The sequence below is a fragment of the Deinococcus aquatilis DSM 23025 genome (assembly GCF_000378445.1).
GTDB lineage: Bacteria > Deinococcota > Deinococci > Deinococcales > Deinococcaceae > Deinococcus > Deinococcus aquatilis.
This window is the reverse complement of sequence record NZ_KB899716.1, coordinates 25,642-38,956: the sequence shown is the minus strand read 5'-3', so window position 1 is coordinate 38,956 and position 13,315 is coordinate 25,642. Positions and strand designations below refer to the sequence as shown.

12 protein-coding genes are annotated in these 13,315 nt (G+C 62.4%); 7 read left to right on the top strand and 5 right to left on the bottom strand.

Features of this window, described 5'->3' with window-relative positions; genetic code table 11:
* The first annotated feature begins 5 nt into the window (after positions 1 to 5).
* Together F561_RS0113200 and parB are read left to right on the top strand one after the other, a co-directional pair.
* Complete coding sequence (locus F561_RS0113200; RefSeq protein ID WP_026298886.1) at positions 6 to 755, top strand: ParA family protein; 750 nt, start codon at positions 6 to 8, stop codon at positions 753 to 755.
* On the top strand, positions 739 to 1,596 hold the full coding sequence (parB, locus tag F561_RS0113195) for a ParB/RepB/Spo0J family partition protein ParB (RefSeq protein WP_026298885.1): 858 nt from the start codon (positions 739 to 741) through the stop codon (positions 1,594 to 1,596). The genes F561_RS0113200 and parB overlap by 17 nt, the downstream gene beginning before the upstream one ends.
* Before the next feature lie 73 nt (positions 1,597 to 1,669).
* Here the strand turns inward: parB and F561_RS25475 are convergent, their stop codons facing one another.
* The gene (locus tag F561_RS25475; RefSeq protein WP_245556517.1) at positions 1,670 to 2,884 is read right to left on the bottom strand and encodes a VanW family protein; all 1,215 of its coding nucleotides are present in this window, start codon (positions 2,882 to 2,884) and stop codon (positions 1,670 to 1,672) included.
* Between F561_RS25475 and F561_RS29660 the strand changes: the two genes are divergently transcribed.
* Positions 2,877 to 3,191, top strand: coding sequence for a hypothetical protein (locus F561_RS29660; protein WP_211214818.1), 315 nt, complete (start codon positions 2,877 to 2,879; stop codon positions 3,189 to 3,191). The genes F561_RS25475 and F561_RS29660 overlap by 8 nt on opposite strands.
* Positions 3,192 to 3,272: 81 nt before the next feature.
* Here the strand turns inward: F561_RS29660 and F561_RS0113185 are convergent, their stop codons facing one another.
* Entirely contained in the window at positions 3,273 to 4,274 is a 1,002-nt protein-coding gene (locus F561_RS0113185) for a YpdA family putative bacillithiol disulfide reductase (protein WP_019010440.1), read from the bottom strand.
* Positions 4,275 to 4,394: 120 nt separating this feature from the next.
* Between F561_RS0113185 and fumC the strand changes: the two genes are divergently transcribed.
* A complete protein-coding gene (fumC, locus tag F561_RS0113180) occupies positions 4,395 to 5,804 on the top strand; it encodes a class II fumarate hydratase (protein ID WP_019010439.1) in 1,410 nt (469 codons plus the stop codon).
* 87 nt (positions 5,805 to 5,891) lie between these two features.
* On the opposite strand, the gene F561_RS25465 is transcribed toward fumC, so the two are convergent.
* Complete coding sequence (locus F561_RS25465; protein ID WP_019010438.1) at positions 5,892 to 6,161, bottom strand: antibiotic biosynthesis monooxygenase family protein; 270 nt, start codon at positions 6,159 to 6,161, stop codon at positions 5,892 to 5,894.
* 100 nt (positions 6,162 to 6,261) lie between these two features.
* Here F561_RS25465 and F561_RS0113170 point away from each other — a divergent pair, with 100 nt between their 5' ends.
* The gene (locus F561_RS0113170) at positions 6,262 to 8,052 is read left to right on the top strand and encodes an AfsR/SARP family transcriptional regulator (protein WP_157451843.1); all 1,791 of its coding nucleotides are present in this window, start codon (positions 6,262 to 6,264) and stop codon (positions 8,050 to 8,052) included.
* A gap of 78 nt (positions 8,053 to 8,130) precedes the next feature.
* Here F561_RS0113170 and F561_RS30325 read toward each other — a convergent pair whose 3' ends face one another.
* Complete coding sequence (locus F561_RS30325; protein ID WP_019010436.1) at positions 8,131 to 8,985, bottom strand: peptidoglycan DD-metalloendopeptidase family protein; 855 nt, start codon at positions 8,983 to 8,985, stop codon at positions 8,131 to 8,133.
* Positions 8,986 to 9,065: 80 nt separating this feature from the next.
* Here F561_RS30325 and truA point away from each other — a divergent pair, with 80 nt between their 5' ends.
* Entirely contained in the window at positions 9,066 to 9,917 is an 852-nt protein-coding gene (gene truA / locus F561_RS0113160; protein WP_019010435.1) for a tRNA pseudouridine(38-40) synthase TruA, read from the top strand.
* Positions 9,918 to 9,961: 44 nt separating this feature from the next.
* Here the strand turns inward: truA and F561_RS0113155 are convergent, their stop codons facing one another.
* Complete coding sequence (locus tag F561_RS0113155; RefSeq protein ID WP_019010434.1) at positions 9,962 to 10,900, bottom strand: GNAT family N-acetyltransferase; 939 nt, start codon at positions 10,898 to 10,900, stop codon at positions 9,962 to 9,964.
* Between the two features lie 517 nt (positions 10,901 to 11,417).
* Here F561_RS0113155 and tyrS point away from each other — a divergent pair.
* Positions 11,418 to 13,106: a tyrosine--tRNA ligase gene (gene tyrS / locus F561_RS30005; protein ID WP_019010433.1), complete on the top strand. Its 1,689-nt coding sequence runs from the start codon at positions 11,418 to 11,420 to the stop codon at positions 13,104 to 13,106.
* Positions 13,107 to 13,315 lie beyond the last annotated feature (209 nt).

Sequence of the window (13,315 nt, the reverse complement as noted above, 5' to 3'; positions counted from 1 at the left end):
CTCCTGTGAAAACCATTGGCGTGGTCAATCAAAAAGGCGGGGTGGGCAAGACGACCACCGCCATCAACCTGGCCGCCTACCTCGCGGCGGGCGGGCGGCGGGTACTGCTGCTGGATATGGACCCACAGGGCAATGCCACAAGTGGACTGGGGCTGCGCGGGGCCACTGAAGGGCTGTATGAGGCGCTGGGTGAACCGGGCCGGGTGGCCGAGTGGACGCGCACCACCGATCAGGCGGGCTTGGACGTGCTGCCTGCCACGCCCGATCTGGCTGGCGCGGGTGTAGAACTGTCGGACGATCCCGACGCACTGACCCGGTTGCTGGCGAGCGTGAAAGGCTACGACCTGGTCCTGATCGATGCGCCGCCAAGCCTCGGGCCGCTAACCGTGAACGTGCTGGCTGCTGCCGACGCCCTGCTGATTCCCCTCCAGGCCGAGTACTACGCGCTGGAGGGATTGGCGGGCCTGATGGAAACCGTGCAGCGCGTACAGAGCGGCCTCAACCCACGCCTGAAGGTGTTGGGGGTGGCCCTGACGATGTTCGACGGGCGCACCAATCTGGCCCAGGAAGTCGAAACGATGGTGCGGCAGCATTTCGGGGAACTGGTGTTCTGGTCGGTCATTCCGCGCAATGTGCGTCTGTCTGAAGCGCCGAGCTTTGCCAAGCCCATCAACGCGTTTGCGCCCCTGTCGAGCGGCGCGGCAGCCTACAAACGGCTGGCCGAGGAAGTGATGCAGCGTGTCGAAAAAATCTAGTCTTGGGCGCGGCCTGGACGCACTACTGGGCAAACCTCAGGCTGAAATCAGCAGGCTGACTGGGGTGCAGACCCTACGCCTGGACAGAATCGTGCAGGCGGCGTATCAGCCCCGTCAGGTTTTTGCCGCCGAAGGGCTGGCCGAACTGGCCCAGAGCATCCGGGAAAAGGGCGTGCTGCAACCCCTGCTGGTGCGCCCACGCGGCGACGCTTTTGAGATCGTGGCGGGGGAGCGGCGCTGGCGGGCCAGCCAGCTTGCGGGCCTGACCGAACTGCCCGTGATCATCCGCGACCTTGCAGACCGTGAGGCGCTGGAAATCGCGATTGTCGAGAACCTACAACGCGAAGACCTGGGGCCGCTGGAAGAAGCGAGGGCCTATCAGGCCCTGTTGGATCACGGGTTGAATCAGGAAGGGGTGGCCCAGGCCGTAGGCAAAGGCCGCAGCACCGTATCCAACGCGCTGCGCCTGCTGACGCTGGGAGAAACCGCGCTGCGGGCGCTGGATAGCGGTGAAATTACAGCCAGTCACGCCCGAGCCATTCTGGCGCAGCCTGCCCAGGACCGCGACTGGGCACTGCAACAGATCGTGTCGCGTGGCCTGAATGTTCGGGACGCCGAGGCCCTGAAGCGGGAACCCAAAACCGAACAACCCACGGCCCACACGCCCATTGCCGTCAACCCACCGCGCACCTACCGCCAACTGGAACTGGACTTGAGCCGCCGCACCGGGACGCGGGTACGCATTACCGGCGAAGACAAGGGGCGCGTAGAACTGAATTACGGCTCCCGCGAGGAACTCGACCGGATTCTGGAACTGCTCGGGTTCACTGCCGAGGAATAAGCTGAGAATCAAAGAGCCAAAAACAGCGTGGGGAGAGGCCGTTCAAGCCTCTCCCCACGCCTATAGCTCAGGCTTAGCGGCGCGTGCCCACCAGGAAAATGTTGGGCCACGGGCGGTAGACGCTTCGCAGAATGTCCTGCTTGAAAGCCTGCCCGTTACGAACGAATTTACGGGTGACTTCCAGGGTGGCTCCGGGGGCGGCCCAATCCACCTGCTTACGTTGTCCGGCGGGCAGGGTGGGGTCGGAAATCAGGCGGTCGGCAGGGGAGGGGCGGGTAGCGAGCGTGCGCGGCGCACCAACTTCCACGGTGTAGTCACGGGCTTGACCGAACACGGCAACCGTCAGGCGGGCCTCATCATCGTTCCAGTCGGTCTGGAACCACAACGCCCCACCGGTATCGTTGGCAAATTTCAGGTCGAGCGAGGGCTGGTAGATGGTGGCGTCCAGTCCCTGTGGATCGTAATAGTGCACCTGATATGAATGAGGCTGACGCTGAAGCGTGGACAATCCCGCGCCGTAGAGGGCACGGAAGACGGTGGTACTGACCTGACAGATGCCGCCCCCGACACCATCTGCGGTGCGTTCGCCGGAAATGACCAGGCCAGTCACGAAGCCGTTTTTGGTGTTGATTGCACCTACCGCCCCGTTGAACGAGAAGACCTTGCTTTCAATCAGGCGGTCTTTAAAACGCGACGCACCGACATGAATATTGGTGATGCGGGCTGCGCTGCTGCCGTAATAGTTGGTTTCACCGGTGCTCAGATGCTGCGTGATGCCGCGCGAGGCAAAGAAATTCAGCGTGCGTTCGGGTGCCACCTGCCCCGACACGATGACGCTGGCCTGCACGCCCTGCGGATTTTTCAGCACGGCTTCGATGCTCGCACGGGTTTTTTCCATATTGATGATCAACCCGTTGCGCTGCACCACCGACCAGCCGTCCCACAACTCTTCAAAGCGGGCGTCCTCGGGCTTGGAAGGCAGCTCGGAGACAAACTTCTTGAGGTCGGCTTCCAGAGAAGCGCTGATGCCGCCGCCACGTCCGCGCAGTTGAGCGACCCGCGCACCGGAAACAGTGAGGGTGCGGGTAAAAGGGAGCGTGGTTTTTTTGCCGTCGATCAGGGCGGGCCACTCCGCGCGTACAGTAATCAGCAGCGGCGCGGTACGGGTGGGCGTGACCTGCACGCTGGGTTCGGGGGGCGTCGGTGCGGGCTGGACAGGGGCCGCAGGCTCAGGAGTGGGCGGCGTGGGCATGGGTTGCGGCGTCGGTACAGGCTCAGGCGTGGGCACGACAGGCGGTGTAGGCGCGGGGGCCACCGGTACGGGCGCAACAGGCTCAGGGACGACCGGGGCAGGCGGCGTGACGCTGGGGGGCATGGGCGGGAGGGGCAGCGCCGGAATTGTAGCTGGGGTAGTGGCTGGCGTTGAGGCTGGGGGCGTTGCGGGCGGCGTAGGCACAGGCTCGGTGACTGGGGGAGCAGAAGCGGGAGGAACAGAAACCGGCGGAGTCTCCGTCTGCGCCACCGCGCCGCCTAAAAGTGCAGCACCCAATACGGCGCTGACCACTGCCGTCCACACGCCCCTTCGCCTCAGTTGACCCTTCATGCCCGGCAGTATTTCACGCGCTCCACACTGAATTGTGAAGCGCGTGAACGTGAAGACAGGGCAGCGAGAAACCTCAGCGGGCCAGCAGCGCCGCGCCTTCCAGTTGCCGCCCGATTTCGGCCACGGCAGCAATGGCGTGATGCCGCCCGTTTTCGATAAAGACCTGATTGGTCTTGCCCGCAAAGCCTGCGCTTCCCACCACGAACAGCCCCGGCGTGCTGCTCTCGTAAGTCTCGGACAGAACGAGGCAGGCGTCGGGCTGCTGGGCCAGTTGCAGGCTGTCCAGGAAGCTGAGGTCGGGGCGGTAGCCAGTCAGGGCAAAGGTGAAATGGGTAGGCAGATCGAAGGTGCTGCCATCGGCCCGGAGAATTCGCACTGCATCGGGTTGAATCTCCACGACCTGCGAGTTGAAATGCGCGGCGATGCTGCCTTCCTTGATGCGGTTTTCCAGGTCAGGGCGCACCCAGTATTTGATGGTGGATTTCAGTTCGGGGGCACGCACCACCATCGTGACTTTGGCCCCGCCGCGCCACAGGTCAAGGGCGGCGTCGGCGGCGCTGTTTCCCGCACCGATCACAGTCACGTCAAGTCCCATAAAGGGGTGCGCTTCGGTGTAATAGTGCGAGACGTTGTCGCCGTCCTCACCGGGAATGCCCAGATGCAGGGGGTTGTCGTAATAGCCGGTCGCCACGATCACGCGCCGCGCTTCCACGACTCCGGGCGTGCCGTCCCGCGCCTCAATTTCCAGCGTAAAGCCCGCCGGGGCCGCGTGAATGTCCGTGACGGTGGTGTACTGCTCCACGTTCAACTCCTCGCGCTGCGTGACGAGGCGGTAGTACATCAGCGCGTCGCGGCGATCCGGCTTGTCGTGACCCGTCACCATCGGATGGTTGCCGATTTCCAGTTCCGGGGCGGTGGTAAAAAACGTCATGTAGGTGGGATATTCAAAGATGGCGTTGACCACGCAGCCCTTTTCCAGCACCACATAACTCAGGCCAGCACGTTTGCAGGCAATGGCTGCCGCGAGTCCCACCGGGCCAGCGCCCACGATTGCCACATCAATCAGACCACTCATGCCTTCCATTCTGGCAGGGGAGGGGAGGGAAGACCGTAAGGGAGCCGGGAGAACGGCCTGCATTTTCACCTGTCCGGGGTTCCTGACCGCGTGACAGCCTGACCGCCTTAAACTTGCAGCATGACCGATACCCGCACCCCGGCCACCCGCACCGAATCCGACACGATGGGCAAGCTGGAAGTCGCCTCTGACCGCTACTGGGGCGCACAGACCGAGCGCAGCATCCACAATTTCCCGATTGGGCGCGACACCTTCGTCTGGGGCCGCCCGGTGATTCAGGCACTGGGAATTCTGAAAAAAGGCGCGGCGCAGGCCAATGCCGAACTGGGCGAGTTGCCGCAAAACGTGGCCGACCTGATCGTGCAGGCCGCCGATGAAGTGATCGCGGGCACGCTGGACAGCCATTTTCCGCTGGTGGTGTTTCAGACGGGCAGCGGTACCCAGAGCAACATGAACGCCAACGAGGTAATTTCCAACCGCGCCATCGAACTGGCGGGCGGCGTGCTGGGCAGCAAAGCGCCCGTGCATCCCAACGACCATGTGAACCGGGGCCAGAGCAGCAACGATACCTTTCCCACCGCCATGCACATCGCCGTGGTGCTGGAGCTGAACCACCGACTGTACGGCAGCGTGGGCAAACTGCGGGACACGCTGCACGCCAAGGCCGAGCAGCACGCCGGACTGGTCAAGGTGGGCCGCACGCACCTGCAAGACGCCACACCGATCACGCTGGGCCAGGAAATCGGCGGCTGGGTGGCCCAACTGGATTACGCACTGGCCGAAGTCAAGCACGCCGAAGCGGGCCTGTACGACCTCGCCATCGGCGGCACGGCGGTAGGAACGGGCCTGAACGCCCATCCCAAATTTGGCGATCTGGCCGCACAAAAGTACGAGGCCGAAACGGGCTTTCCCTTCCGCTCGGCAGAAAACAAATTCGCGGCCCTCAGCGCCCATGACGCGCTGGTGCAGACTTCGGCGGCGCTGCGAACTCTGGCAGGCGCTCTGATGAAAATGGCGAACGACGTGCGCTGGCTGGCAAGCGGCCCCCGCAACGGCATCGGTGAGATCGTGATTCCCGAAAACGAACCCGGCTCCAGCATCATGCCTGGCAAGGTGAACCCCACCCAGAGCGAGGCGCTGACGATGGTGGCGACCCGCGTCTTCGGCAACGACGCCACCGTCGCCTTTGCGGGCAGTCAGGGCAATTTTCAGCTCAACGTGTTCAAGCCCGTGATGGTTCACGCCGTGCTGGAAAGCATCCGCCTGATTGCCGACGCCAGCCTCGCCTTCAACGACAACTGCGCGGTGGGCATCGAACCGAATCTGGAGAAAATCGAGCACAACCTGAGCATCAATCTGATGCAGGTGACGGCGCTGAACAAGCACATCGGCTACGACAAGGCCGCCGCCATCGCCAAAAAAGCGCACAAGGAAGGCAGCAGCCTGCGTGAAGCGGCGCTGAGCCTCGGCTACGTCACCGACGAAGAATTCACGGCGTGGGTGATTCCGCTGGAGATGACGCATAACTGAGGGAGGGACGTGGGTTATGGGAAAAGCCGAGCAGAACTGCCCACCACGCCTTTCCCACACCCACTCTCTACAACCCAGGCACCTTGCTCAGCGCGATTCCCGCACCTCAAAAACCCACGCTTTGGCTCCGGCAGGCAGCGGGAGTTCAGGGGCAGGGGTGGCCCAACGGCTGGCGATCAGCAGCAGGCCGGGTTGGGCCGGACTGACCAACAGTTCGGCCCCCACGAATCCCGGCTGGGCCTGTAAGGTGTCCAGATGGGCACTCAGGGCGGCAGCAGTCAGGCCATCGCCATCGTCGCGGGCTTCCACGTATTGCACCTGAACGGGGTGGGGTGCGGCGGTCTGGAAGACGGTCATAGGCCTAGGCTAACGGCTACGGCGTTCTCTCCCACCTTTTGGGGGCGTGACAGGTACGGCAATCCAGGGTCTTCAGACGCGCTAGGCTGAGTTTCATACCGTGTCCCCTCCTGTTCCTCCTCCTGGTATTGCCGATGTCGCCGTATCGCCCGAGGTGATTCGGCGGGCTGCCGACTGGCGGACACAGGCGCTCGGGTTGCTGGGAGCAGGCCGAATTCAGGAAGCGCTCTGGCCGATGGCGCGGGCCAACGCAGGCGGCGACCCCTGGGCCGTGGCAACGCTGGGATACATCTACGCGCTGCTGGGTTTATCCGAGGCAGCAGAGCGGCATGAGACTGCGGCCCTGAATTACCTGAGCCGTGAGGGGCTGAGCCAGGAGGGGCCGCACCAGGAGAGCCTGGGCAACGATGCCTCCTGTACGGCAGCCCTGGCCTGTGCCCAGGCATGGGCCGCGCTCCGTCAGGCCGAGGCCCAGCCTCAGGAGGCAGACTGGCAGCGGGCCTTTCAGTGCGTGCAGCACGCCTCCAGCCTCCCTTCTCTACTCACTCCGCACCTCTGGCTGGCGCTGGCACGGGGGCTGCGTGAGGCTGGCGAGGCAGCGCAGGCAGTGCAGGCACTCCAGACGGCCCAGACTGCGCAGGGCAAGGCAGATCAGGCGATTCCGGCGGAGGTCTGGGCGGCTGAATGGACACTGACCCTGACGCTCATCTCTGGACAGGTGGTTGATGAGCAGGGAGCGGAGGATGCACCTGTTGAGTCTGAGGCGCGGGGCAAGCAGAAACAGGGCACCCTTGTCAGCTCTGCCAAACACGGGGAATCGGCTGCCCACCACACACCAACGCCAGCCAGCCCCGATGCGCGGGCCTTGCGGGCCTTGGCCGCGCTTCAGCTTCAGGGGAACGTGGGGGCACTGACAGAACTGGCCGACGCACTTGAAGCGGTAGAGCGGGTGAATCTGCGCCGAACCTGTGCTTTTGCCCTGGCAGAGCGCTTGAGTATGCTGGGTGCCCACCGGGCCGCGCTGGCTGCCGTGCACAGCTACCCGCTGTTTCCCCGTCCCACCGAGGCGAGAGACTGGGCCTGCCGGGGCCTGCTGCTGCGCCGCCAACATCACGATTGCGCTGCCCTGCGCGACCTGGACGCAGCTTTACAGGCACCCGGCAGCCTGCCACCACCGTGGGTGGTCAGGGTCAGGCTGCACCGGGCCGACCTGCTGTACCGGCAAAACCTTGTGCCGCAAGCACTGGATGGCCTGCGCGAAGCCCTGCCCGGTCTGCTGCGTCTGAGTGCGCCTCAGCTTCTGGCTCCCGATCTGGCAGAGCTGACCACCTTGATGCAACTGGCGGCGTTGGAGCCGGATCTGAGCATCTGGGCAGAGCAGGCCGATCAGGCGGTGCATCGGCAGGGGCCGCAGCAGGCTGAGGCGTGGGCAGGCTGGACGCTCGATACCCTCGGTCAGACGACCCTGCGCCGAGGCGGTCAGCCCGTGCCCCTGCGCTGGCCTGAAACCGCGCTCCTGATCGCCTACCTGACTTTGCAGGGCGAAGTGACCCGCACACAGGCCGAACTGGACTTGTTTCCAGACCTGCCGCCCAAACAGACCCTGGCACTGTTCCGGCAGGCCCTGGCCGAACTCCGCGCCCACCTCGGCCCGGATGCTGTGCGCGTCGGCGGCCCCAAACGCTACCCCACCTATACGCTGCTGGTCCCCGTGGCCCTGGATGTGCAGCGGCCCAGTGCAGTGGCCGCCGCGCCGGGACTGTTCTTGCCGCTGCTGCCCCACACAGGTTGGGTGGCAGAACGCCGTACGCTGCACCGCCTGACCGATCAACATTTCATAGAGCAGCAGTCCAGGAAGGCCAAAGATCAGCGGTTCGGCGGGTATGACTGAGGGCAGGAGTTGGCCCAGGAAACGCCCCGGATGATCAATGGGCAACAGAGGCGCGGGCGTGGAACACTGGCGCCCTGATCAGTACAGACTCAGTGGATTGCGTGGGTTCCAGCGCAGATAGGTTCCAAAATGGAGGTGCGGCCCCGTGGAGCGTCCTGTATTGCCCACCTTTCCGATGGGCTGCCCACGCACGACCTGTTCGCCCTGCCTGACCAGATTGGCGCTGAGGTGGGCATAGCGGGTAATCCAGCCATCGGGGTGCTGCATGACCACGGTCCAGCCCCAGCCCCGGTCGAAATCGGGGCGAGATTCCAGCACCCGCCCGCTGCGGGCCGCCCTTACCAGAGTTCCGGTCGGAGCAACGATATCTATTCCGTAGTGCATCTCGCGCACGCCGTCCAACACACGGGAACCGTAATCGCTGGTGATGGAGCGGTATCCGGCCACAGGCCACAGCCACGCGCCGGACGACGCTGGAGAAACGGGATCAACCCGGATAGCTGCGGGACGCACCGTGGCGGTTGTGCCCGTTCGGGCAGCCACCGTGCGGGCCGGAATCTGGATCACTGCCCCTGCCCACACGGGTTTTCCGCCTGCGTATTTAGGGTTGGCCCGCACCAACTGCGTCAATGTCAGGCCCACACGCTGAGCGATCACGGTCAGGTTGTCGCCCTCACGGACGCGGTAGGAGGTGGCAGGCAGCACGCGCCCCGGCAGGGTCAGGACTCGGCCTGCCTGCACCGAATTGGCATCGCGCAAAGAGGGATTGGCGGCCCGCAACTGCGCGACCGTCACGCCCGCCCGCACCGCGATTCCCGACAACGTATCGCCGGATTGGACGCGGTAGGAGGAAGCGGCCAACGACACGCTCCCCAACAGAGCGGCAACAGCGGTCAGGCGGACGGCCCGCGAAACCCAGTGGACAAGATTCACAGGCCACAGGATAACGGCCTGAACACGTTTTAGGCTGAGAGCGTGCCTGCCGCCTGTGACTGATCCGCTAGCCTGCTGAGGTGTCTGCCGATGTCGCCGTTTCCGAATCCGCCCCCCTGTCTGTGCCAGCAGCAGTGTTCTCAACAGAGCTGTTTTCTCCGCCTGCCGGGTTTGTCCGTCTGCGCCTTACAGTGGCCTACCACGGCGCACAATTTGCGGGCTGGCAATCTCAGCCCCAGGCCCGCACAGTGCAGGACACCCTGCACGCAGCGTTTGCACGCTTGGGGGCAACGCAGGCGGCGCGTCCGGTGGCGGCGGGGCGCACCGACGCGGGTGTTCATGCCGACGCCATGCCCGTACACATCGACGTACCGGACAGCTTCCGCCTTGCGCCCGAGCGTTTGGCCCGCGCCCTGAATGCCCATCTGCCACCCGATCTGTCCGTGCTGGACGCCGCGCCTGCTTCTGCCGGGTTTCATGCCCGATTCGGCTGTACGGGCCGTGCCTACATTTACCGCCTGTGGGTAGCCCCGCAACGGCATCCGCTGTGGGCAGACCGCGCCCTGCACGTCTCCGGGCCGCTGGACAAGGAGGCCATGAATGCCGCCGCCGCCGTCCTGATCGGCACCCATGACTTTGCTGCTTTTGCCACCCGTGAAGACCGCCACACCGTGCGGGAACTGCGGCGACTGGAAGTTCAGGCCGCTGGAGATATCGGGGAAATTCACGTTCAGGGCGAGAGTTTTCTGCGTCATATGGTGCGCGGCCTGGTGGGTACGCTGCTGCTGGCAGGCCAGGGCCGCCTGACCCCGGCCCAGACCGCCGACATTCTGAGCGGAGGCGAACGCGCCCGTGCAGGGGCCAACGTGCCCGCACACGGCCTGACCTTCAGTGGAGCGGAATACGGGCAACTGGTGTACAGGCGCGGTTAATCCAGAGTTTTTAAGCAGGTCTTAGACCCCTGGACTCTAGACCATTAGGCCAGCCCCGATAATCCAAGCTCCCAGGTGATCCACATGGCTTCGGGTACATAGCCGAGGCGGGCATTCACGCGCAGCATGGGCAGATTCAGCACCGTTCCCCCGGTTCCGGCAGAAGAAAACCCCTCGGCTCTGGCCCAGGCCAGGGCGTGGGCCTTCACCAGCGTGGCGAGGCCGCGTGAACGGTGCGCGGCGTGGGTCACGGTATGTTCGGTTTCTACCTCTGCGCCGTGTGGGGTCAGGCGGGTACTGGCGACCAGTTGCCCGCGCCAGCGCACCACGAAGGCCACTTCTTCACGCTGCACCACTTCCCGGAATTCGGCGGCGTTCAGGGCGTCCGGTGTGGTGGTGGGGTTGCGCGGAGCATCGGCACTTCCCTGCTGATACAGGGCATACAGGGCGTCCCAGTCAGCGTTTGCAGCATCTCGCCCCAGGCGTTCCACCTCGTAGCCCTCCAAAAACAGGCGTTTCTCCAGAGGTTGGAAGGGGGCAAATTCAAAGCCCGACAAGTCCAGATGTGCGCCCCACGATTGCCAGGCGTTGCGGAAGCCTGCCGCCGCAAAAAAGCGCATCGTTTCCGGCCAGTCCTCGCGGATCACGGCCAGCAGGCGGGAAAACCCAGCGGGCAGGCGGCCCAACGTGGCCAGATAGAGCGGCCCGAAGGCTGCGCCGTCGCCTGCCAGATCCAGCCGCAGGGCATCCGGTGCGCCCGAGCCGAATGGAGCAATCCGGGCTGTTGCCACCAGACGCCCACCCTGCACCGCCACCAAGCGCAAGCGGTCCGGTTGCCCGTCTTCCCGAAATTGCTCGGCGCTATAGGTCCAGTGCCCACGAACACCGTCTGTCAAGACCTGAGCCACCGCCTCAGCATCGGTATTCTGGAATAGGCGTAGCGTGAATGGCGTGTGGGTGGACGGTTTGAGCGATTCAGACATGACAACATCCTGCACTGAGCACCTTTGAAGCGCCAATCTGGGCAGTAGGCCACCTGGCCTAGCTAGGCAGTATGCGCTCACCCATGCTTCAGCTTGCCCGTCTCAGCAGGCTCTTAGAGTCTGGACTGAATTTGTGACTTTGGGTATATTCACATATATATTGACAGTATTCTGTCTATATCATATTATGCTGATACCGGAATGGAAGTGCCATCGGTGCACTTGTTCGCTAACCCGGAGGGATCACAGCGGGGCGACCGCTGACCCAACCTCAGTCTTAACCCGCGCCCCCCGCCTGTTTCCGGCGGGGGCTGCGCTGTTTTTGGGATGTATGCAATGAGAGCGGGGCACGGTAAAGCTGTGCTACCCTGCCCTTATGACGTTCGCTCGCCCGCCGTATTCACCCCGCCGCAAGTCGGGGCGTCTGGCGTAAGCAAGGGCAGAACGGTTCCGGTAGGCGGCGTGCGATACAGGGCACGCCGCCTTTTTTTGCCCCTCTGAGCTAGAAGGAGTTCCCATGACAGACATTCGGAAAAACCTGCCCGTAGACGACCAGATTGCCCTGCTCAAACGCGGTGTGGTCGATCTGGTTTCGGAAGACGATCTGCGGCGCAAGCTGACGCAGGCACAGGCAGAAGGCCGCCCCCTGCGCGTGAAACTGGGGGCCGATCCGACCCGGCCTGACCTGCATCTGGGACACGCCGTGATCCTGCGTAAAATGCGCCAATTTCAGGATCTGGGCCACAAGGTCATCATGCTGATCGGCGATTTTACAGCCATGATCGGGGATCCCAGCGGCAAATCCAAGACCCGCCCGCCGCTGACGCTGGAAGAGACCCGCGCCAATGCCACCAGCTACCTGGAACAGTGCCGACTGATTCTGCGCGACGACCCGGACGTGCTGGAGGTGCGCTTTAACGGCGAGTGGCTGGAGCCGATGGGCTACGCCGACGTGATCCGGCTTGCCAGCCGCTACACCGTGGCCCGCATTCTGGAGCGCGACGACTTTACCAAGCGCCTGAATTCCGGCACGCCCATTCAGATGCACGAACTGTTGTACCCACTGACGCAGGGCTACGATTCGGTGGCGCTGGTGGCCGATGTGGAGCTGGGCGGCACCGATCAACTGTTCAACAACCTTGTGGGCCGCGCCCTGCAACGCGACTACGCACAGGAACCGCAGGTGGTGATGACCCTGCCGCTGCTGGTGGGCCTGGACGGCACTGAGAAGATGTCCAAGAGTCTGGACAATTACATCGGCCTGACCGACGAAGCGCACCTAATGTTTGCCAAGCTGATGAAGGTGCCCGATCCGCTGCTGGGCAACTACTTTACGCTGCTGACCGATCTGAGCGCCGAAAATATTGAATCGCTAATTAAGAAACCCAAAGAGGCACATGAAGTCTTAGCAACCTTGATTACAAGTTATGTAAAACACAGTATACCGCCAACCAAAGAATCGCTTAAAAAATTATCCCCCATATTACATAGAAGAGTATTTCCACTAGATGTAGGAGATATTATTTCAAGCAATCAAATAGACGATTTTGATTTAAGCATATTAATTCAAGAAAAGTCTAAATTGGACAGATTATTAAAGACTATCAATGGCTTAATAAGTTTAAGTGAAAATACTCTTTTAGTTGAAAATGAAGAAAAATTAAATACGACTATATCTAGGGCTGAAGTTATATATCATCAAATAGAAAACGAGCTGGATAAGCTGAAGGAGATTAAAGATATCAATGAGATTGGCATAAGATCAAAGAAACTAATAAAACTACTCGCAAAAACTAAAATCATTGACAATCTAAAAATAGAACTCAAGGAAATTATGTCAGAGCTAGTCGATCAGTATGTTTTTTCTGGAAGCGAAAGTGAATTATTTGAGGCCATATCAGAAATCGACGAATCAAAATCACGCTACGATTCTGTTGCCAAAGGCGGAATTCCCGAAAATATTCCCACCGTCAGCATTCCCGCCGCCGAGCGCAACGCCGAAGGGCGCTACAGCGTGGCCCGCCTCGTGGTGCTGGCTGGACTCGAACCCAGCAACGGCGCAGCCCGCAAACTGATTCAGAACCGGGGAATCAAGCTGAACGGAGAAACGGTGGCCGAAGCGCAGGCCAGCATCGAACTTCCAGAGGGCGGTGCGGTCATCCAGAAGGGCAAGGACCGCTTTGCCAGGGTGGTTGCTGAGGTTTAGACCAAGATGACCTTCACGGGGCGTTCATGGTCCGCACAGCGGCTTCTTCGGCCCTGCCCTTGATGGCCGGATTTGGCACTGCCCAGGGGCCATGCACGCAAAGTTATGCACAGGATGGTGTGGACAACCACCCCAGGCTGTGGATAACGTGCCTGAGCGGAAAAAATTCTATTTACAGCACAAAGTTATCCACAGGTGGCGTGTGGATA